Below are 19,544 nucleotides of genomic sequence, written 5' to 3' on the forward strand. Positions count from 1 at the left end.
GGGGATCAGCGGGAGAGCCGGTCCAGGAAGGCGATGAGCAGCGCCTCTCGGAGTGCTGGCGGCGCCACGTCGAGCAGCGCGTTGACCGGGGCCATGCGATCCGGGACGGTGACCTCGCCGTCACCGGCGCCGAGGCCGGCCAAGGCCAGCAGACCGTCGAACGCCTCGTCGTCCAACGTCGCGGGGTCGATCGCCATCGCCGCGCCGCGCAGCTCGTCGTCGATCACGATCGGGCCGGCCGCCACCGCAGCCTGGACCGACTCGGCCAGCGCCGTCAGGAACTCCGGCACCGCCGGAGCCGTCGCCGCCGACACCGTGAGGTGCAGCGACGCCGGCATGTCGCCGAACGACATCTGGGGCTGCACGAACCAACCGCGGGCCAGCATCTCGTCGCTGATCGTGAACACGTCGCACGTGCCGTCCGTCTCGAGCGCCACGAGCGACGAGTCCGGCGGCACCACGAGTCGTACGTACTCCTGCGCCTCGACGCCGTCCGCGAGCGCCGCGGTCCCGTCGAGCGTCGTGCGTACGAGGTCGAGGTAGCCGTCGTCGCCGATCAGGTTGACCACGGCCCACGCCGCCGCGAGCGGTCCGCCCGACTTGGTGGACTGCATCGTGGCGTTGAGCATCGTGTAGCCGGGCCAGTCGGCGCTGGCGAAGTACTGGGTCTTCCGCAGGTACGGCGTCGCGTGCAACAGCAACGAGACACCCTTGGGCGTGTAGGCGTACTTGTGCAGGTCCGCCGAGATGCTCGACACCCCTGGCACCCGGAAGTCCCACGGCGGGACGTCGTGCCCGAGCCGCTCGGCCCAGGGCAGGACCCAGCCGCCGATGCACGCGTCGACGTGGAACCGCAGTCCGCGTCGCAGTGTCTCGGCGGCGATCGCCTCGATCGGGTCGATGACGCCGTGGGCGTACGAGGGCGCAGATGCGGCGACCAGCACGACGCGGTCGCCGTACGCGTCCATCGCCGCGGTCATGGCCGCCGGGTCGGCACGCTTCGTCACCGGGTCGACGTCGATGCTGACGCGTTCGACCCCGAAGTAGTGCGCGGCCTTGTGGAACGCCGCGTGGATCGTGGTCGGCACGATCATCACCGGGTCCGCCGTGCCGGGCAGCGCGTCCCGGGCGGCCTGGACCGCGAGCAGGATCGACTCGGTGCCACCCGACGTCACCGTGCCGACCGCGGACGGGCCGTGGAACAGGGTGCGGGCGAACCCGACCAGCTCGCGCTCCATCGCCAGCAGGCTGGGGAACGCCGTCGGGTCGAGGCCGTTGGTCGAGGCGTACATCGCCAGCGCCCGCTTGCCGAGCTCGTCGGCGTCGGCCAGCCCGGAGTCGTAGACGTACGCCATCGTGCGGCCGCCGTGGGTCGGCAGGTCGTGGGCGCGCAGCTCCTCGAGCCGCTGGAGCAGGTCGTCAGTGTTCACGTATGGCCTTCAGGTCGTCGAGCGAGTAGCGGCGGAGGAACAAGGTGCTGACCGCGATCAGGGCGGCAGGTACGAGCGAGAACCCGACGGCGATCGCGGTGCGGGCGCTGTCGGGCTGCACGGCGGTGTGGTCGGTCGACGACACGTACCCGCCGATCGCCAGCGCCAGTGCGAACAGGCCCGGACCGATCGCGAGGCCCAGCGTCTCGCCGGCGGTCCACACGCCGGTGTAGACCCCGATGCGGTTCTCGCCGGACGTCGCTGCGTCATGGGCGGCGACGTCGGGCAGCATCGCCATCGGGAACACCTGCGCACCGGCATAGCCGACGCCGGCGATCGCGGCAGCGAGGTAGACCACGACGGCGTGGTCGGCGCGTGCGGTGAACAGGACGAGCGACCCGACGACGAGGAATCCCGAGGCGATGAGGTAGCCCGACTTCTTGCCGCGACCTTCGGCGTACCGCTCCCACAGCGGCGTCACGAGGAGCGCCGGCGCGACGAACGCCGCGAACAGGATCGTCGAGGCCGCGTCGCTGTCGAGCAGGTCGTCGGAGACGTACGCGACGCCGCCGAGCATCGCCCCGACGCCCATGGCCTGCAGCACGAACGTCACCAGCAGCACGCGGAAGTCGGGCATCGCCGAGACGAGCCGCAGCTGGTCCCGGAGCGAGCCGGCCGCGGTCTCGACCCGGTGCTCACGGGCGTCGCGGGTGCCGCGCCACGCGCCGTAGACCCCGATCGCCAGGATCACCGCGACGTACGCGCCCATGAACCGGTAGCCCTTGGCGGTCTCCTCGCCGCCGAACGCGTTGACGACCATCGGCGCGGTGGCCCCCGAGAGCAGGATCGCCAGCGCCAGCACCGCGACCCGCCACGTCATGAGCGTGGTCCGCTCGGCGTAGTCGAGAGTCATCTCCGCCGGCATCGCGACGTACGGGACCTGGAAGAACGCGTACGCCGTGGCGCACGCGAGGAACCACACCACGACCCAGGCGCCGGCGAGTGCCGGCGGTCCCGTGGGCCCGGCGAACAGCAGGGCGAAGCAGGCGGCCAGCGCGAGGCCACCTTTCAGCAGGAACGGTCGGCGGCGACCAGCCGGCGACGACGAGCGGTCGCTGATCCGGCCGGCGATCGGGTTGAGCACGACGTCCCAGGCCTTGGGCACGAACACGATGAACCCCGCGACGACCGCGGCGATGCCGAGCGAGTCGGTCAGGTAGGGCAGGAGCAGCAGTCCCGGCACGGTGCCGAACGTCCCGGTCGCGACGCTCCCCAACGCGTACCCCCGGCGCACCGAAGGAGAGAGCGGAGCCATGCAGACGGTCAGACCGGGCGGGGGTTCTTGGCGTGCGGGTCGCGGTCCATCGTGAGCTCGCGCAGGAAGTTGGCCGCCCAGAGCTCGATGTCGTTCTCCATGACCTGCTTGCGCATCGCCTTCATGCGGCGGGCGTTCTCGCGCGGGCTGGCGTTGATCGCCGCGAGCATCATGCTCTTCATGCCGTTGATGTCGTGCGGGTTGACCTGGTAGGCCGACTTGAGCTCCGACGCGGCACCGGCGAACTCGCTCAGCACGAGCGCGCCGCGGTCGTCGTAGCGGCACGCGACGTACTCCTTGGCGACGAGGTTCATGCCGTCGCGGAGCGGCGTCACGACCATGACGTCGGCGGCCCGGTAGAGCGCGGCCATCTCGGCGCGCGGATAGGACGCGTGGAGATAGGTCACCGGCTGCTGGCCGATGCGCGCGACGTCGCCGTTGATGCGCCCGACGAGCCGGTTGATGTCGTCGCGGAGGATCTTGTACTGGTCGACCCGCTCGCGGGACGGGGTGGCGACCTGCACGAACACCGCGTCGTCGACGTGGAGCGAACCGTCGCTGATGAGCTCGCCGAACGCCCGGAGCCGCTGGCGCAGCCCCTTGGTGTAGTCGAGCCGGTCGATGCCCAGCAGCATCGTCTTGGGGTTGCCGAGGCTCTCGCGGATCTCGGCGGCGCGGGCGATGACCTCGGGCGTACGGGCGAGCTCCTCGAAGCCGGCCGCGTCGATCGAGATCGGGTAGGCCTGCGCGAGGACCGTGCGCCCGTCAGGCAGGTAGATCATGTCGCGGTGGGTCTTGTGGCCGACCCGCTGGCGTACGAGGCGGACGAAGTTCTGTGCGGCGCCGGGCATCTGGAAGCCGACCAGGTCGGCGCCCAGGAGTCCCTCGAGGATCTGGCGACGCCACGGCAGCTGCTGGAACAGCTCGGCCGGGGGGAACGGGATGTGCAGGAAGAAGCCGATGCGCAGGTCGGGGCGCAGCTCACGCAGCATGCTGGGCACGAGCTGCAGCTGGTAGTCCTGCACCCAGACGACGGCGTCGGGCTTGGCGACCTTGGCGGCCCGCTCGGCGAAGCGACGGTTGACGCGGACGTACGCGTCCCACCACTCGCGGTGGAACTCCGGGGGCGCGACGACGTCGTGGTAGAGCGGCCAGAGGGTCGAGTTGGAGAAGCCCTCGTAGTACTCGGCGACCTCCTCCTCGCTCAGGTGGACCGGCACGAGGTGCAGGCCGTTGTGCTCGAACGGCTTGAGCTTCTCGTCCGCGGCGCCGTGCCAGCCGATCCATGCACCCCCGTTGCGGCGCATCACGGGCTCGAGGGCGGTGACCAGACCGCCGGGGGAGGTGCGCCACATCGTGCCGCCGTCGGGCGACGTCACCCGGTCGACCGGCAGACGGTTGGCGATCACCACGAAGTCTGCGGTTCCCGTCACCATGCCACGCAGCCTAGTCGGACATGAGGGTGCTCACCTGCCGGCGACCCCGAGCTGGTCGAGGATCGTCTCCATCTGGCGCATGATCGACACCGTCTCGTCGAGGGGGAGCAGCGCCGACTCGGTCGCGCCGGCCCGCAGGCACACGGCGACCTCCTCGATCTCGTGGGCGTAGCCGCGGCCCGTCACGGGCTCGCTGATCGTGTCGAGCTGGTCGTCGTGCCAGTGGGTGAACAGCGTGGGGTGGTGGAACCGGGCGGGCACCTCGACGAGCCCCGCGTCGCCGGCGACCGAGGCGCGGTTGTCGCTGTGCGCGACCTGGGTCCAGGCGATGCTCGCCACGGCGCCGCTGGCGTACGTCAGGGTGGCTCCGCCGCTCACGTCGATGCCGGCGTCCGACAGCGTGCCGCCGGCGGCGATGCCGACCGGCTCGCCGAGGATCAGGTGCGCGAAGGTCAAGGGATAGATGCCCACGTCCAGCAGCGCGCTGGCCCCGAGCAGCGGGTCCCACAGGCGTGCGGTGCCGGCGGGGCCGACGAACCCGAGCTCGGCGCGCACCTGACCGATCGTCCCGAGACTTCCGTCTCTGGCGAGCTCCGCGATCCGGCAGATGTTGGGGTTGGCCCGCATCCACATCGCCTCGGCGAAGAACAGGCCACGCTTCCGTGCCTCGGCGACGAGGGTCTCGGCGTCGGCGAGGTTCATCGTGAGCGCCTTCTCGCACAGCACGGCCTTGCCGGCCTCGAAGCACAGCATGACGTCCTCGAGGTGCCGGCTGTGAGGCGTCGCGACATAGACCACGTCGACGCCCGGATCGGCGGCCAGCTCCTCGTACGAGCCGTGGGCCCGGCCCGCGCCGAACCGGTCGGCGAACGTCCGCGCGGCGTCGGGCCGGCGCGACCCGACGGCGGCCAGCTCGTTGCCCTCGACGAGCGCCAGGTCCGCGGCGAACGACTCCGCGATGCGGCCCGTGGCCAGAATTCCCCAGCGGATGGGCGTACGTGTCCCCGAATCGACCGTCATGACACCTACCCTGCCATTCGGCGAAGCAAATGACACCGGTGTGATTCGTGGCCTAAGATGACCTGCATGAGCGCTGTGGAGAAGTCGAACGCCGGCACGCCGGTTGCCGCCGAGTCGCTGTCGGAGCGCGACCGCGAGATCCTCGCACTCGAACGGCTCTGGTGGCAGTACGCCGGCGCCAAGGAGCAGGCGATCCGCGACAAGTTCGACATGTCCGCGACGCGCTACTACCAGGTGCTCAACGCCCTGATCGATCGTGAGGACGCGCTCGCGTACGATCCACTCCTGGTCAAGCGTCTCCGCCGCCTGCGCGCCCAGCGCCAGCGCAGCCGCTCGGCCAGGCGTCTCGGCATCGACCTCTGAAGGTTCCCATGGACCACCGCAGGACCCCGACTGGCAAGGCATACGTCCCCGCCAGCTGGTTCATCGTCCTGACGATCCTGTTGTGCGTCAGTGCGGCCGGCTGGCTGGGCTGGCTGTTCGTCGACGACGACCCCGAGACACCGCCGACCAGCAGCACCTCGGCGCCCCCGGCGACCAGGACCACGCCGACACCGTCCCCGGACAAGACGACCGAGACGACGCCCTCGCCGACGCCGACCAAGACGACCGACGAGCCCGAGGCCGATCGCACGACGCCCGTCGCGGTGCTCAACAACACGACGATCCAGGGCCTCGCGGCGACCTACTCCGCCAAGGTGCGCTCGGCCGGCTGGACCACCGTGACGATCGGCAACTGGCGTGGCTCCATCGCCGGCAACACCGTCTACTTCCCGCCGCAGCTCGCTGAGCAGGCCAAGCTGCTCGCCGACGACCTCGACATCGGCCGCGTGCTGCCGAGCGTCGCGCCGATGCGGACCGACCGGCTGACGATCATCCTGTCCGGCCCGCAACAATAGGCGGATGCCCGCACCCGTCCGCACCGCCGTGATCGCTGATCCGGCCGGCACCCTGCTCGCCCTCGACTTCGACGGCACGCTGGCGCACATCGTCGACGACCCGACCCAGGCGTACGCGCACGAGCGGTCGGTCGCGGCGCTCGCCCGGCTCGGCCGCGTGCTCGGCCAGGTCGCGATCGTCACCGGGCGCCCCGTGCGCCAGGCGCTCGAGCTCGGCGGCTTCGACGGCGTCGCAGGTCTCGAGCGGCTCGTGATCTGGGGCCAGTACGGCGCCGAGCAGTGGGACGCCGCGACGTCGGAGACGATCGAGCCCGACCGTCCCGAGCCGATCAGCCGGCTCGCCGACGAGCTGCCCGGCTGGCTCGAGCAGCGCGGCGCCGGCCACGTACGCATCGAGGACAAGGGCCTCGCGATCGCCGTGCACACCCGCGGCATCGACCCGGGACTCCTCGACGAGCTGTCGCAGCCGCTCTCGGACCTGGCCGCCGATCTCGGACTTGTCGTCGAGCCCGGTCGTCAGGTCGTCGAGTTGCGCGCCCCCGGCAGCGACAAGGGCGATGCCGTACGCGCCCTGGCCTCGCGCCTCGGCGCGCGTCAGGTGATCTTCGCGGGCGACGACCTCGGCGACCTGCCGGCGTTCGCGGCGGTCGAGGAGCTGCGGGAGTCCGGGCTCGGCGGCCTGTTGATCTGCTCGGCGTCGACGGAGCAGGATGCCCTCGTGGCCCGGGCCGACATCGTCCTCGACGGACCCGATGCCGTCGCCGACTGGTTGGAGGCCCTGGCGGATGAGTTCTGATCCGGTGCTGCCCCACACGCGGTGGACCCGCGTGCGTACGGTGCTCAACTGGATCAACCTCAGCACGCCGCTCGGCCTGCTCATCGCCCGGATCGGCGGCGCGACGATCGCCCGGCGGGGCCGCGGCACCTACCTCGCGACGGGCTACCGCTTCGGCTTCCCGGTCGCCAGCGCGTTCACCGTCGGCAGCGTCATCACGAGCAGGCACGACGCCGGCTGGTTCCGCGAACGCCCGGTGCTGCTGCGGCACGAGGACAGGCACTGCACGCAGTACGCGTTCGTCCTCGGCGTCGCGATGCTGCCGCTCTACTTCCTCTGCGTCGGCATCTCGTACGCGATCGCCGGCGACCACTCGTCGTACAACCCGTTCGAACGCCTCGCCAACCTCGCCGACGGCAACTACCCGCCGCCCCGCACCCGCTTCTCCCGTCACCGCTGACCGAGGAGCTGGGTGGCGGTTTACCAAGAGGTCAGGGCAAACTTCGCGATCGCCCTGACTCCGCACGGCAATCTGCCACTCCGCAAGGCGCGCGCACCCTGCGGAGTGGCTGTCTGCCGTGACCTCTTGGTAAACCGCCAAGGCCCAGCTGACCGAGGAGCGAACACTCCGTGTCCGGCATCTGGACCGAGTGGACACATCGTGAGACGCGCCCGTAGGCTGAAACCACTCATCACGAGGGGTACAGGGACACGGCCCTATGACGCCCCAGCAACCAGTCGCTCATCGACCAGGTGCTCAATCCGTCCCGGACGACAGTCGATCCGGGAAAGATGAAAGGTCACATCTGTGAGTACATCCGCTCCAAGCCTGGCTGCACCCGTCCTTCGCGAGGGCGCCTTCGGCAACGCCGTCGAGCTCGTCTGCCGCGAGTGCGGCACGACCCGCGAGCTCGGCCCGCACTACGCCTGTGCCGAGTGTTTCGGCCCGCTGGAGATCAAGTACGACTTCCCGGCCATCACCCGCGAGCAGATCGCGGCCGGCCCCAACAACATCTGGCGCTACAAGGCGCTGCTCCCGGTGCCCGACGACATCGAGCTCAGCCCCAACCTCGAGCCCGGTTTCACGCGGCTCCTCAAGGCCGACAACCTCGCCGCCGAGCTGGGCCTCAAGAACCTCTGGGTCAAGGACGACAGCACCAACCCCACCAACTCGTTCAAGGACCGCGTCGTGGCCTGCGCGCTCAGCGCCGCTCGCGAGTTCGGCAGCAAGGTCTTCGCCTGCCCGTCGACCGGCAACCTCGCCAACGCGGTCGCCGCAGCCGGTGCACGAGCCGGCATCAAGACCGTCGTGTTCATCCCCAGCAACCTCGAGACGCCCAAGCAGGTCAACTCGGCGGTCTACACCGAGAACCTCGTCGCGGTCGACGGCAACTACGACGACGTCAACAAGCTCGCCTCCGAGATCGCCGGCGAGGAGGACGGCTGGGCGTTCGTCAACGTCAACGTCCGCCCGTTCTACGCCGAGGGCTCCAAGACGCTCGGCTACGAGATCGCCGAGCAGCTCGGCTGGCGCCTGCCCGACCAGATCGTCATCCCCGTCGCCTCGGGCTCGCAGCTGACCAAGGTCCACAAGTCGTTCAAGGAGCTCATCGCCCTCGGCCTCGTCGAGGACAAGCCCTACAAGGTCTTCGGCGCCCAGGCCACGGGTTGCTCCCCGGTCTCCGAGGCGTTCCGCGAGGGCTGGGACGTCGTACGCCCGGTGCGTCCCGACACGATCGCCAAGTCGCTGGCGATCGGCAACCCCGCCGACGGCGTGTACGTCCTCGACATCTGCCGCGAGACCGGCGGTGCGATCGCCGACATCTCCGACGACGAGGTGCGCGACGCCATCGTGCTGCTGGCCCGCACCGAGGGCATCTTCACCGAGACCGCCGGCGGCACGACCGTCGGCGTGCTCAAGAAGCTCGTCGAGACCGGCCAGCTCGACCCCGAGCTCGAGACCGTCGTGATCAACACCGGCCACGGCCTCAAGACCCTCGACGCGGTCACCGACCTGGTCCGCCCCGCAGCCACCATCGCACCGACGTACGAGGCCTTCGTGGCCTCCGGCATCGCCTGAGTCCAGAGAACACCCAAGGAGCACTGTGAGCATCAACGTACGCATCCCGACGATCCTGCGGACCTACACGCAGGACCAGTCGCAGGTCACCGCCGAAGGCTCGACGCTGACCGAGGTCATCGAGTCCCTCGAGGGCGCGTTCCCCGGCATCAAGGCGCGCGTCGTCGACGAGCAGGGCAAGCTGCGCCGCTTCGTCAACATCTACGTCGCCGAGGAGGACGTGCGCTTCGCCCAGGGTCTGGACACGCCGACCCCGGCCGGCACGCAGGTCTCCATAATCCCCGCCGTCGCCGGGGGTTGCTGAACTCGCGGCACAGCCTTGTAGGCTCTGCGCATGAAGGGGCTCCGGCAGGTGGGTTCCTCCAGGATCAGGTGGGAGTGGCGGCATGGTGCAAGGCACCGTCAAGTGGTTCAACGCTGACAAGGGCTACGGCTTCATCGAGGTCGAGGGCCAGGACGACGTCTTCGTCCATTGGTCCAAGATCGCGTCAGACGGTTACAAGACCCTCGAGGACGGCCAGAAGGTCGAGTTCGAGGTCGTCGACGGCCCCAAGGGTCGCGAGGCCCACGAGGTCATCGGGCACTGAGCCCGTGAACGAACCCGGTCCGGGGGGACCGGGTTTTTTCATGCCCGAAACCTCCGCGTGACGCATGTGACACTTGCGATGTCACATACTCGCTGACATACTCCCGGTATGTTCCTCTCTGCAGCCGACCCCGTCACCGCACCCGCCGGAGGCGCCGCGATCGGCCAGGTCATCGGCCTGTCGATCGCCGCAGGCATCGTCACGGCCATCCTGCTGGCCGTCGCCTGGGCGCACCGCACGCACCGCATCGACTGGATCCAGCGCGCGGGTGAGCGACTCGGTGCGCGCACCGGCGAGCCCGGCTGGGCGGCGATCCCCACGCTGTTCGTCGCGAGCTCCCTGATCGTCGCGCTGCTCGGGTTCATGTGGGACGTCAGCCTGCACGCCGGCCGCGGCCGCGACGCCGGGCCGCTCGCCAACCCTGCGCACTACCTGATCCTCTACGGGCTCTTCGCCCTGTTCGTCGCCGGCATGTCGGCGGTCATCTACCCGCGGGACGGTGACAAGCCCGGCATCGCCGCGGTCCGCATCACCCGCAACTGGTACGCCCCGGTCAGCGGCATCTTCATCGCCGCGTGCGGCCTGTACGCCCTGATCGGCTTCCCGCTCGACGACGTCTGGCACCGGTTGTTCGGCCAGGACGTCACCCTCTGGGGACCGACCCACCTGATGCTGATCGGCGGCGCCGGACTGTCCACCGCCGGCATCATCCTGCTGCACCGTGAGGCCGACTTCGCGCTGCGCCAGAACGGCAAGGAGATGCCGACCTGGATGCGTACGGCGACGCTGTCGATCAGCTTCGGCGCCCTGCTGATCGGGCTCTCGGTGTTCCAGGCCGAGTTCGACTTCGGCATCGCCCAGTTCCGCATGGTGTTCGCGCCGCTCATGATCGTCGCCGCCGCGGGCGTCACCCTGGTCGCCGCCCGGCTGTACGTCGGCCCGGGCGCCGCGATCGTCGCGGCGGTGTTCTTCCTGCTGATGCGCGGCATCATCTCGTTCATCGTCACGGATTTCTTCGGCGAGGCGCACCACGTGTTCCCGCTCTACCTCGGCAGCGCGGTGCTGATCGAGCTGCTGGCGTTCACCCAGCTGCGCAACAAGCCGTTGTGGTTCGGCGCGATCGGTGGCCTCCTGATCGGGACCATCGGCCTGGTCATCGAGAAGTTCTGGAACGACCGCGTCTTCCAGTTCCCGTGGACCCAGGACGTGTGGCTCGAGGGTCTGCTCATGGCGGTGCCCGTGGCGATCGCGTCGGGCCTCTGCGGTGCGCTGTTCGCGCTGGGCCTCCAGGGCCGGCTGCCGGCGGCGAAGATCAGCCGCACGATCATCACGGTCTCGGTGCTCGTCATCGCGGCCGCCGTCGCCAACGGGCTGCACGCCACGGTGCCCAAGAACGCCTCGGCCAGCTTCGCCCTGACGCAGGTCGGGACGACGGATCACCCCGAGGTCACCGCCAAGATCACGGTCAAGCCCGCCGACCTGATCGACGACCACCCGACGTGGGTCCAGATCACGGCGTGGCAGGGCGGTGGCGCCGGCGTCGTGACGGATCGCCTGCGACGTACGGGCGACAACACGTGGGAGTCGACCAAGCCCGTGCCGGTCGGCGGCAACTGGAAGACGCTGCTGCGCGTCCAGGACGGACGTACGCTCGCCGCGGTGCCGATCTTCATGCCGGCCGACGCGCCGCTGAAGGTCAAGGAGGTTCCCGCCTCTGCCGAGTTCACCCGCAAGTTCGTGCCGGAGATCGACATCCTCCAGCGCGAGCGCAAGGGTGACACCTCGCCATGGCTGTGGGGTGCGGCCAACATGGTCGTCCTGCTCTGCAGCCTCGCCATCATCATCGGCATCTCGGTCGCGGTCGCCCGCGTGGCGCGCCGCATCGAGGAGCACGACGCCGACTCGCCGGGAGACCGTACGCCTACCCTGACCTCATGACGCCGGGCGGAGACCAGATCCTTGCGCACCATGCCGCCCTGCTCGCGATCCCGGCGATCGTCCCGGCCCTCGTGGTCGTCGGCGTGATCCTCTACATCGCGCGAAAGGACCGGCGTGACGAGCGCGAGGAGCGCGAGATCATCGAGCGGGCCTTCGAGCCCGACGACACGGAGGAGAACGAGTGAAGATCGCTGCGACGTTGCTGGCCTGCGCCCTCGTCCTGACCGGCTGCGGCGGCGGTGACGGGTCCGACGGCTCGGACGCTGCCAAGGGGGCGGTGACCGTGCGCATCGTCATCAAGGACGGCAAGGTCACGCCGCAGGGCAAGCGGGTCGACGTCAAGGCCGGCAAGCCCGTGACGCTGCGGATCACGTCCGACGCCGACGAGGAGATCCACGTGCACTCCGACCCCGAGCACGAGTACGAGGTCGGACCCGGTGACCAGCTCGACGAGACGTTCACGATCGACACCCCCGGCCAGGTCGCCGTCGAGGCGCACCATCTCGACGTCACGATCGTGCAGCTCGTCGTCAAGCCGTGATCTCCGCCGGGCTCCAGGCACACGGACTCGGTGGGTCGACCGACCTGCCGATCCCGTTCCTGTACGCCATGGTCGGTGCCTCGTGGGCGCTGACGATCTCGTTCGGCGTGCTGGCGCTCGCGTGGACGGAGCCGCGGTTCGCCGCTGAGCCCGAGCCGTCGGACCCGCCGGCTCGCCGCCCGTGGCTCGCCGTCGTGGGAGTCGTGCTCACGGCCTGGCTGCTGGTGGCCCTGTACGCCGGACCGTCGGACGCCTCCAACGGCGGGCTCGGCGGGTTCTACATCTTCGTCTGGGTCGGTCTCGTGCCGCTGGCCCTGGTCGCCGGCCACGTGTGGCGCGACCTCTCGCCGTGGCGCACGATCCAGTCGCTGCTGGGCCCGGGCCTGTGGACGTACCCGAAGCGGCTGGGCTACTGGCCCGCCGTCGCGGGGCTGTTCGCGTTCGTCTGGCTCGAGCTGGCCTCGCCCGACCCGGGCTCGATCCACGCCGTACGCGTGTGGGTCGCGGCGTACGTCGTGGTGACGATCGCCGGCGGCGTCGCGTTCGGGCCGCGCTGGTACGACCGTGCGGACCCGTTCGACGTGTACAGCGCGATCGTCGCGAAGCTCTCGCCCTTCGTCCATGACGGTCGTTGGCGCGTGCACAACCCCCTCCGCTCGCTGCCCGGGGTGCCGATCGACGCCGGCCTCGTTGCCGTGCTGGCGACGCTGCTCGGCTCGACGGCGTACGACAGCTTCTCCGCCTCGTCGTTCTGGCAGAGCAAGACCCTCTCGACGTGGCAGCACTCGCTGACGCTGCTGGGCTTCTGCGCCGTCGTCGCGATGCTGTTCATCGGTGCGGCGCGCGCGACGGGCGGGGTCAGTGCGGGGGAGCGCAAGGCGCTGCCCGGACGTCTGGCGCACTCGCTGGTCCCGATCGTGGTCGGCTACATCTTCGCCCACTACCTGACCTACCTCGTCGAGAAGGGGCAGGCGGTGTTCTTCGCCCTGCTCGACCCGCTCGGCCGAGGCTGGCACCCGCTGGGCGAGCACGGCACGTCGTACGTGCTGTCGCAGCACTCCGCGACCCTCGCCGCCCTCAAGGTCACGTTCGTCGTCGCGGGCCACGTGCTCGCGGTCGTCGCAGCCCACGACAAGGCGCTGGCGCTGCTGCCGAGGGCGCACCGGCTCAGCGGTCAGGTCGCGATGCTGCTGCTCATGGTGGCCTACACGTTCACGGGGCTGTTCCTGCTGTTCTCTGTCTGACCCGATCAGTAGCGTCGCGCACATGGCGACGATCTACTACACCGCAACGACACTCGACGGCTTCCTGGCGACCCCTGACAACTCGCTCGACTGGCTCTTCGAGGTGCCCGGTGCATCCGAGGCGGAGTCCAGCGTGGGCGACTTCGTGGCCGGCGTCGGGGCCCTCGCGATGGGCTCCACGACGTACGAGTGGGTGCTCGAGCACGAGCAGATGATGGACCACCCCGAGAAGTGGCAGGAGTGGTACGCCGAGCGGCCGACCTGGGTGTTCAGCCACCGCGACCTGCCGCTCATCCCGGGTGCGGACCTGCGCGTCACCAGCGACGACGTCCGCAGCGTGCACGCCGACATGGTGGCCGCCGCAGGCGAGGGGGACGTGTGGCTGATGGGTGGGGGCGACCTCGTCGGCCAGTTCGACGACGCGGGCCTGCTCGACCGGGTCATGGTGTCGGTCGCCCCCGTCACCCTCGGCGCCGGCGCGCCGCTGCTGCCGCGCGACATCCGGTCGGACCGGCTGACCCTCACAGCCGTCAAGCAGGCCGGGCAGTTCGCCGAGCTCCACTACGACGTGGCAAGCAAACCGTCCACCTGATTGCGCGGCGTTGATTAGCACTCGTATGATGAGAGTGCTAACAGGATCAGACCGATGAGGTTGTGGGCCGCGGCGAGAAGGGTTCGCCGCACGCCGCAGCCGTCCGTCGCGGGCATCGCCTGGTCATCCACGTCGACAACCAAGTCGGAGAAACGTACACATGGCAAAAACCATTGCTTTCAACGAGGAAGCACGGCGCGGCCTCGAGCGCGGGATGAACCAGCTCGCCGACGCCGTCAAGGTCACGCTCGGTCCCAAGGGCCGCAACGTCGTCCTGGAGAAGAAGTGGGGCGCCCCCACGATCACCAACGACGGTGTGAGCATCGCCAAGGAGATCGAGCTCGAGGATCCCTACGAGAAGATCGGTGCCGAGCTCGTCAAGGAGGTCGCCAAGAAGACCGACGACGTCGCCGGTGACGGCACGACGACCGCCACGGTCCTGGCCCAGGCCCTCGTCCGCGAAGGCCTGCGCAACGTCGCGGCCGGCGCCAACCCGATGGGCCTCAAGAAGGGCATCGAGACCGCCGTCGAGGCCATCAGCTCGCAGCTGCTCGGCATGGCCAAGGACGTCGAGACCAAGGAGCAGATCGCTTCGACCGCCTCGATCTCCGCTGCTGACACCACGGTCGGCGAGATCATCGCCGAGGCCATGGACAAGGTCGGCAAGGAAGGCGTCATCACGGTCGAGGAGTCGAACACGTTCGGCCTCGACCTGGAGCTCACCGAGGGCATGCGGTTCGACAAGGGCCACCTGTCGGGCTACTTCGTCACCGACGCCGAGCGCCAGGAGACCGTGCTCGAGGATCCCTACATCCTCATCGTCAACTCCAAGATCAGCTCCGTGAAGGACATGGTCCCCGTCCTCGAGAAGGTCATGCAGGCGGGCAAGCCGCTCGTCATCATCGCCGAGGACGTCGAGGGCGAGGCTCTCGCGACGCTGGTCGTCAACAAGATGCGCGGCACGTTCAAGTCCGTCGCCATCAAGGCCCCGGGTTTCGGTGACCGTCGCAAGGCCATGCTGGCCGACATCGCGATCCTCACGGGTGGCGAGGTCATCAGCGAGGAAGTCGGTCTCAGCCTCGAGACCGCCGACCTGACGCTGCTCGGCACGGCCCGCAAGGTCGTCACGACCAAGGACGAGACCACGATCGTCGAGGGCGGTGGCTCCGACGACCAGATCCAGGGTCGCGTCAACCAGATCAAGGCCGAGATCGAGAACAGCGACTCGGACTACGACCGCGAGAAGCTCCAGGAGCGCCTCGCCAAGCTCGCCGGCGGCGTCGCCGTCATCAAGGTGGGCGCGGCCACCGAGGTCGAGCTCAAGGAGCGCAAGCACCGCATCGAGGACGCCGTCCGCAACGCCAAGGCGGCCGTCGAAGAGGGCATCGTCGCCGGTGGTGGCGTCGCACTCGTGCAGGCCACCGCTGCGGTCTTCGAGAAGCTCGAGCTCACGGGTGACGAGGCCACCGGCGCGAACATCGTTCGCACCGCGGCGTCCGCCCCGCTCAAGCAGATCGCGATCAACGCCGGTCTCGAGGGTGGTGTCGTCGCGGAGAAGGTTGCCGGACTCGAGTCGGGCTGGGGCCTCAACGCCGCGACCGGCGAGTACGTCGACCTGATCGCAGCCGGCATCATCGACCCGGCCAAGGTGACGCGCTCGGCGCTGCAGAACGCAGCCTCGATCGCCGCACTGTTCCTCACCACCGAGGCCGTCGTCGCCGACAAGCCGGAGCCTGCTCCGGCCGGCGGAGGCGCCCCGGACATGGGCGATATGGGCGGTATGGGGTTCTAGTCGCGTAGCGACTCTGGTCCATCGAGGTCACGCCTCGAGGTCAGCCAGCGCCGGGGAGTCCCAGCGCTGGGGAGTCTCCTCACCAGGAGTCCAGGACAAAACAAAGGCCCTCACCGAGCTTCGGCTCGGTGGGGGCCTTCGTCGTGCGCCCTCGTACCCGATGTGAAGCGGCTCACCCGCCAGATTTCACATCGTGAGAACCGTCCGGACGGTCCAGTGCGGGTTCCTAGCGTGGTGATTGCGGAACACCTCCGCCCACCGGAACCACCGGCCACGAGCCGGACGAAAGGAAGCACCGATGTCCGAGAACATCATCGAGGCGCCCAAGCGCCGCGGACCCCTCTACGCGATCATCGCGGCCGTCGTCGCGGTCCTCGTCATCGCCGGATTCCTGATCTTCGGGGGAGGCGACAGCGACGCCAAGGGCAAGACCATCAAGATCGGCGTCGTCGGTGCGGCCGACCCGTACTGGAACGACTACAAGAAGGCCGCCGCGGACGAGGGCATCAAGATCAAGCTGGTCAACTTCACCGACTACGCGCAGCCCAACCCGGCCCTCGCCGAGGGTGAGCTGGACATCAACCAGTTCCAGCACATCGTGTTCCTCGCCGACTACAACGTGGCGAACCACAAGAAGCTCACGCCGATCGGCGCCACGGCGATCTACCCGCTCGGGCTCTACTCGAAGAAGTACGACTCGGTCGACGAGATCAAGGACGGTGACACCGTTGCGGTGCCCAACGACGTCAGCAACCAGGCCCGCGGCCTGCTGGTGCTGCAGTCGGCCGGGCTCATCAAGCTCAAGGACGGCGGCACGATCTTCTCCGACCTCAGCGACGTCGACACGGATGCCTCCAAGGTCAAGGTCAAGGCGCTCGACGCGGCACTGACCGCCAGCTCGCTCAAGGACCTCGCCGCTGCGATCATCAACAACGACTTCGTGGAGAAGGCCGGGCTCAAGTTCTCCGACGCGATCGCCCAGGACGACCCGAAGGATCCCAACGCCCTGCCGTACGTCAACATCTTCGCGGTCCGCCCCGAGGACAAGGACAACAAGACGTACCAGAAGCTCGTCAAGATCTTCCAGACCGACAAGACCGTCATCGCCGGCCTGAAGAAGGTCTCGGGCGACACCGCCGTGCCGGTGCAGACGCCGGTCAGCGACCTGGTCGCCTCGCTCAAGAAGGTCGAGGCGGACACCGCCGCCAGCAAGAAGTAGTCCCACCGGGGCTGTCGGCCCGGCTCGCGGGTGATCCTCGCGGCCGGGCCCGACGCCTCCCAGGAAGGAACCCCATGGCTCTCGTCGAGCTGCGCGACGTCTCGAAGGTCTTCGCTCCCGCCCGCCGCGGTGCACCACCGGTCCATGCCGTAACCGGCGTGGACCTCGACATCCACGCGGGCGAGATCGTCGGCATCGTCGGCTACTCCGGTGCCGGCAAGTCGACCCTCGTACGCCTGATCAACGCCCTCGAGCCGGTCACCTCCGGCACGATCACGGTCGACGGCACCGAGATCACGTCGCTCAAGGAGCGCGAGCAGCAGAAGGTGCGGCTGGGGATCGGCATGATCTTCCAGCAGTTCAACCTGTTCACCTCCCGCACGGTCTACGGCAACATCGCCTACCCCTTGCAGGTCGCCGGGGTGCCGCGGAGCGAGCAGCATGCCCGCATCGTCGAGCTGCTGACGTTCGTGGGACTTGCCGACAAGGCGCACTCGTACCCGGAGCAGCTGTCCGGCGGGCAGAAGCAGCGTGTCGGCATCGCCCGTGCGCTCGCCACGTCGCCGCGCATCCTCCTGGCGGACGAGGCGACCAGCGCGCTCGACCCCGAGACGACCCACGAGGTGCTGGGCCTGCTCAAGCGGGTCAACGAGGAGCTCGGCATCACGATCGTGGTCATCACCCACGAGATGGAGGTCATCAAGGCGATCGCCCACAAGGTCGTGGTGATGGAGCAGGGCCGGGTCGTCGAGCAGGGGCCGGTGTTCGACATCTTCGCCAATCCCGCCGAGGCCGCCACGCGGCGCTTCGTGTCGACGCTCGTCGACGACGTGCCCACGGGTCGTACGCTTGAGGGCCTCCGCGAGCGGCACTCCGGCAGGCTCATCACGGTGTCGTTCCGCGACAGCTCGGTGTCCCAGTCGCAGGTGTTCGCCGAGATCATCGGTCGCGGTGTCGAGTTCGAGCTCGTCTACGGCGGCATCGAGGACATCCAGGGCGACACCTTCGGGCACCTGACGCTCGCGCTGCGTGGCGACGCGGCCGCGATCGACGAGGCCGTCGCTGCCGTGCAAGCGCGGGTCGAGACGAGGGAGGTGGCCTGATGGATCGCCTCCAGGAGCTGCAGTCCCTGTTCTGGCACTCGACGTGGGAGACGCTCTACATCGTCGGGTTCGCCCTCGTGCTCGGTGGCCTGGGCGGCCTGCTGCTGGGTGTCGCCCTCTACGTCACGCGACGTGGCGGGCTGCTGGCGAACGCGCCGGTGTCGTTCGTCCTCAACGTCATCGTCAACTTCTTCCGACCGATCCCGTTCATCATCTTCATCGCCGCCGCCCAGCCCGCTGCGCGCGCGGTGGTCGGCATCGGCATCGGCAACAAGGCGATCATCTTCGCGCTGGTCGTCGCGGCCTCGTTCGGCATCAGCCGCATCGTCGAGCAGAACCTGGTGAGCGTGCCGACCGGCGTGCTCGAGGCGGCGCGGGCGATGGGCGCGGGTCGCCTGCGGATCATCCGTACGGTCCTGATCCCGGAGGCGCTCGGACCGTTGATCCTGGGCTACACGTTCGCGTTCGTCGCGATCGTCGACATGTCGGCGGTGGCGGGCGTCATCGGCGGCGGTGGCATCGGCAACTTCGCGATCGTCTACGGCTACACGCAGTACAACCCGACCGTGACGTGGGCGGCTGTGCTGGTGATCGTCGTCATCGTGCAGCTCGGCCAGTTCGCCGGCAACGCGCTCGCCCGCAAGGCGCTGCGCCGCTGACCGTCGGTCGGCTCAGGGAGCGCCGATGTGCGTGCGTACGTCCAGAAGCTCGGGGAAGAAGGTGAGCTCCAGGGCCTTCTGCAGGAACGTCACACCCGAAGACCCCCCGGTGCCGCGCTTGAACCCGATGATGCGCTCGACGGTCTTGAGGTGCCGGAAGCGCCACAACTGGAAGCTGCCCTCGACGTCGACGAGCTCCTCGCACATCTCGTACGCCGCCCAGTAGGTGTCGGGGTCGTCATAGATGCGGCGGAGCACCTCGATCACGCCCGGGTCGGCGACGTACGGCTGCGTGACGTCGCGCTCCAGCACCGCCGCCGGCACCGCGTGCCCCTGACGGGCGAGGAAGCGCAGGAACTCGTCGTAGAGGCTCGGGGCCTCGAGGTCGGCCTGCAGCGCCGACCGCAGGGCCTCGTCGTGCTCGAAGACCTTGATCATCTGCGGGTTCTTGTTGCCGAGCAGGAACTCGACGGTGCGGTACTGCGGCGACTGGAAGCCCGACGCCTTGCCGAGCGAGTCTCGGAACTGGGCGTACTCGATCGGGGTCAGCGTCTCCAGCACGGCCCACTGCTCGAACATCTGCCGTTGGATCGCCTTCACCCGCGCGAGTCGCTTGAGCGCCGGCGGCAGGTCGTCGGCCGCGATCAGGGCGATCGCGGAGCGCAGCTCGTGGGTCAGCTGCTTGAGCCACAGCTCGGTGACCTGGTGCTGGATGATGAACAACATCTCGTCGTGGTGGTCCGAGACCGGCTCCTGGGCGGACAGCAGCGTCGGGAGCCGAAGGTAGCTCGCGTACGTCATCTCGCCGCGCAGGTCGGTCGCGACCCCGTCCTCGATCGGCCTGAAGGACTCGTTGCTCGTCGTCATACCTGCACGGTATGCCGTCGGCGGCTCGGTACCGCGTGAAAGGGTGG

At 69.1% G+C, this 19,544-nt stretch carries 21 protein-coding genes and 1 riboswitch; of the genes, 16 read left to right on the plus strand and 5 right to left on the minus strand.

The annotated features are described in order from the left end of the window. Positions 1-5: 5 nt before the first annotated feature. Genes ASE12_RS16175 through ASE12_RS16190 form a run of 4 tightly spaced genes read right to left on the minus strand, consistent with a single transcriptional unit; the run spans position 6 to position 5,201 of the window. Entirely contained in the window at positions 6-1,430 is a 1,425-nt protein-coding gene (locus tag ASE12_RS16175; protein ID WP_056402868.1) for an aminotransferase class V-fold PLP-dependent enzyme, read from the minus strand. Beyond that, a complete protein-coding gene (locus ASE12_RS16180; RefSeq protein WP_235508930.1) occupies positions 1,420-2,724 on the minus strand; it encodes an MFS transporter in 1,305 nt (434 codons plus the stop codon). The genes ASE12_RS16175 and ASE12_RS16180 overlap by 11 nt, the downstream gene beginning before the upstream one ends. A gap of 29 nt (positions 2,725-2,753) precedes the next feature. Beyond that, positions 2,754-4,181: a trehalose-6-phosphate synthase gene (locus ASE12_RS16185; RefSeq protein ID WP_056402873.1), complete on the minus strand. Its 1,428-nt coding sequence runs from the start codon at positions 4,179-4,181 to the stop codon at positions 2,754-2,756. A 30-nt stretch (positions 4,182-4,211) separates the two neighbouring features. Next, positions 4,212-5,201 carry a Gfo/Idh/MocA family protein gene (locus ASE12_RS16190; RefSeq protein ID WP_056402874.1) on the minus strand — a complete coding sequence of 330 codons (990 nt, stop codon included), beginning with the start codon at positions 5,199-5,201 and terminating at the stop codon, positions 4,212-4,214. Between the two features lie 66 nt (positions 5,202-5,267). On the opposite strand from ASE12_RS16190, the gene ASE12_RS16195 reads away from it, so the two are divergent. From ASE12_RS16195 to ASE12_RS16270, 16 genes are all read left to right on the plus strand, one after another. Beyond that, positions 5,268-5,564 (plus strand): DUF3263 domain-containing protein, encoded by a 297-nt coding sequence (locus ASE12_RS16195; protein ID WP_082582336.1) that lies wholly within the window; start codon positions 5,268-5,270, stop codon positions 5,562-5,564. An 8-nt stretch (positions 5,565-5,572) separates the two neighbouring features. Then, positions 5,573-6,100, plus strand: coding sequence for a LytR C-terminal domain-containing protein (locus ASE12_RS16200; RefSeq protein WP_056402882.1), 528 nt, complete (start codon positions 5,573-5,575; stop codon positions 6,098-6,100). Between the two features lie 4 nt (positions 6,101-6,104). Then, positions 6,105-6,896, plus strand: coding sequence for a trehalose-phosphatase (gene otsB / locus ASE12_RS16205; RefSeq protein WP_056402885.1), 792 nt, complete (start codon positions 6,105-6,107; stop codon positions 6,894-6,896). Beyond that, complete coding sequence (locus ASE12_RS16210; protein WP_056402888.1) at positions 6,886-7,335, plus strand: hypothetical protein; 450 nt, start codon at positions 6,886-6,888, stop codon at positions 7,333-7,335. Before otsB ends, ASE12_RS16210 begins: the two co-directional genes overlap by 11 nt. Positions 7,336-7,561: 226 nt before the next feature. Continuing rightward, positions 7,562-7,674, plus strand: a riboswitch (SAM riboswitch). Between the two features lie 9 nt (positions 7,675-7,683). Continuing rightward, a complete protein-coding gene (gene thrC, locus ASE12_RS16215; protein ID WP_082582337.1) occupies positions 7,684-8,955 on the plus strand; it encodes a threonine synthase in 1,272 nt (423 codons plus the stop codon). 25 nt (positions 8,956-8,980) lie between these two features. Next, positions 8,981-9,259, plus strand: a complete 279-nt coding sequence (locus ASE12_RS16220; protein ID WP_056402891.1) for a MoaD/ThiS family protein — start codon at positions 8,981-8,983, stop codon at positions 9,257-9,259. A gap of 82 nt (positions 9,260-9,341) precedes the next feature. Next, positions 9,342-9,542 (plus strand): cold-shock protein, encoded by a 201-nt coding sequence (locus ASE12_RS16225; RefSeq protein ID WP_056211909.1) that lies wholly within the window; start codon positions 9,342-9,344, stop codon positions 9,540-9,542. A 108-nt stretch (positions 9,543-9,650) separates the two neighbouring features. After that, positions 9,651-11,480 (plus strand): hypothetical protein, encoded by a 1,830-nt coding sequence (locus tag ASE12_RS16230; protein WP_082582338.1) that lies wholly within the window; start codon positions 9,651-9,653, stop codon positions 11,478-11,480. Beyond that, positions 11,477-11,665, plus strand: a complete 189-nt coding sequence (locus ASE12_RS16235; RefSeq protein ID WP_056402894.1) for a hypothetical protein — start codon at positions 11,477-11,479, stop codon at positions 11,663-11,665. Before ASE12_RS16230 ends, ASE12_RS16235 begins: the two co-directional genes overlap by 4 nt. Continuing rightward, positions 11,662-12,021 carry a hypothetical protein gene (locus ASE12_RS16240; protein WP_056402898.1) on the plus strand — a complete coding sequence of 120 codons (360 nt, stop codon included), beginning with the start codon at positions 11,662-11,664 and terminating at the stop codon, positions 12,019-12,021. The genes ASE12_RS16235 and ASE12_RS16240 overlap by 4 nt, the downstream gene beginning before the upstream one ends. Continuing rightward, positions 12,018-13,265, plus strand: a complete 1,248-nt coding sequence (locus tag ASE12_RS16245) for a hypothetical protein (RefSeq protein WP_235508931.1) — start codon at positions 12,018-12,020, stop codon at positions 13,263-13,265. Before ASE12_RS16240 ends, ASE12_RS16245 begins: the two co-directional genes overlap by 4 nt. Positions 13,266-13,287: 22 nt before the next feature. Then, entirely contained in the window at positions 13,288-13,857 is a 570-nt protein-coding gene (locus ASE12_RS16250) for a dihydrofolate reductase family protein (RefSeq protein WP_056402900.1), read from the plus strand. A 160-nt stretch (positions 13,858-14,017) separates the two neighbouring features. Next, positions 14,018-15,649, plus strand: a complete 1,632-nt coding sequence (groL, locus tag ASE12_RS16255; protein WP_056402903.1) for a chaperonin GroEL — start codon at positions 14,018-14,020, stop codon at positions 15,647-15,649. Positions 15,650-15,947: 298 nt separating this feature from the next. Further along, positions 15,948-16,868, plus strand: coding sequence for a MetQ/NlpA family ABC transporter substrate-binding protein (locus ASE12_RS16260; RefSeq protein WP_056402907.1), 921 nt, complete (start codon positions 15,948-15,950; stop codon positions 16,866-16,868). A gap of 74 nt (positions 16,869-16,942) precedes the next feature. After that, positions 16,943-17,971: a methionine ABC transporter ATP-binding protein gene (locus tag ASE12_RS16265; RefSeq protein WP_056402909.1), complete on the plus strand. Its 1,029-nt coding sequence runs from the start codon at positions 16,943-16,945 to the stop codon at positions 17,969-17,971. Then, the gene (locus ASE12_RS16270; RefSeq protein ID WP_056402912.1) at positions 17,971-18,630 is read left to right on the plus strand and encodes a methionine ABC transporter permease; all 660 of its coding nucleotides are present in this window, start codon (positions 17,971-17,973) and stop codon (positions 18,628-18,630) included. The genes ASE12_RS16265 and ASE12_RS16270 overlap by 1 nt, the downstream gene beginning before the upstream one ends. 12 nt (positions 18,631-18,642) lie before the next feature. Here the strand turns inward: ASE12_RS16270 and kynA are convergent, their stop codons facing one another. Beyond that, positions 18,643-19,497, minus strand: a complete 855-nt coding sequence (gene kynA, locus ASE12_RS16275) for a tryptophan 2,3-dioxygenase (protein WP_056402915.1) — start codon at positions 19,495-19,497, stop codon at positions 18,643-18,645. Positions 19,498-19,544: the final 47 nt, after the last annotated feature.

It is taken from the genome of Aeromicrobium sp. Root236 (assembly GCF_001428805.1).
Lineage (GTDB): Bacteria > Actinomycetota > Actinomycetes > Propionibacteriales > Nocardioidaceae > Aeromicrobium.

What these genes read in the sequence shown, in the direction of transcription:
- groL (WP_056402903.1), top strand. Translation starts at nt 14,018, where the DNA reads ATGGCAAAAACCATTGCTTTCAACGAGGAAGCACGGCGCGGCCTCGAG.
- ASE12_RS16230 (WP_082582338.1), top strand. Translation starts at nt 9,651, where the DNA reads ATGTTCCTCTCTGCAGCCGACCCCGTCACCGCACCCGCCGGAGGCGCC.
- ASE12_RS16200 (WP_056402882.1), top strand. Translation starts at nt 5,573, where the DNA reads ATGGACCACCGCAGGACCCCGACTGGCAAGGCATACGTCCCCGCCAGC.
- ASE12_RS16260 (WP_056402907.1), top strand. Translation starts at nt 15,948, where the DNA reads ATGTCCGAGAACATCATCGAGGCGCCCAAGCGCCGCGGACCCCTCTAC.
- ASE12_RS16210 (WP_056402888.1), top strand. Translation starts at nt 6,886, where the DNA reads ATGAGTTCTGATCCGGTGCTGCCCCACACGCGGTGGACCCGCGTGCGT.
- otsB (WP_056402885.1), top strand. Translation starts at nt 6,105, where the DNA reads ATGCCCGCACCCGTCCGCACCGCCGTGATCGCTGATCCGGCCGGCACC.
- ASE12_RS16190 (WP_056402874.1), bottom strand. Translation starts at nt 5,201, where the DNA reads ATGACGGTCGATTCGGGGACACGTACGCCCATCCGCTGGGGAATTCTG.
- ASE12_RS16270 (WP_056402912.1), top strand. Translation starts at nt 17,971, where the DNA reads ATGGATCGCCTCCAGGAGCTGCAGTCCCTGTTCTGGCACTCGACGTGG.
- ASE12_RS16235 (WP_056402894.1), top strand. Translation starts at nt 11,477, where the DNA reads ATGACGCCGGGCGGAGACCAGATCCTTGCGCACCATGCCGCCCTGCTC.
- ASE12_RS16225 (WP_056211909.1), top strand. Translation starts at nt 9,342, where the DNA reads ATGGTGCAAGGCACCGTCAAGTGGTTCAACGCTGACAAGGGCTACGGC.
- ASE12_RS16265 (WP_056402909.1), top strand. Translation starts at nt 16,943, where the DNA reads ATGGCTCTCGTCGAGCTGCGCGACGTCTCGAAGGTCTTCGCTCCCGCC.
- kynA (WP_056402915.1), bottom strand. Translation starts at nt 19,497, where the DNA reads ATGACGACGAGCAACGAGTCCTTCAGGCCGATCGAGGACGGGGTCGCG.
- ASE12_RS16185 (WP_056402873.1), bottom strand. Translation starts at nt 4,181, where the DNA reads ATGGTGACGGGAACCGCAGACTTCGTGGTGATCGCCAACCGTCTGCCG.
- ASE12_RS16195 (WP_082582336.1), top strand. Translation starts at nt 5,268, where the DNA reads ATGAGCGCTGTGGAGAAGTCGAACGCCGGCACGCCGGTTGCCGCCGAG.
- ASE12_RS16250 (WP_056402900.1), top strand. Translation starts at nt 13,288, where the DNA reads ATGGCGACGATCTACTACACCGCAACGACACTCGACGGCTTCCTGGCG.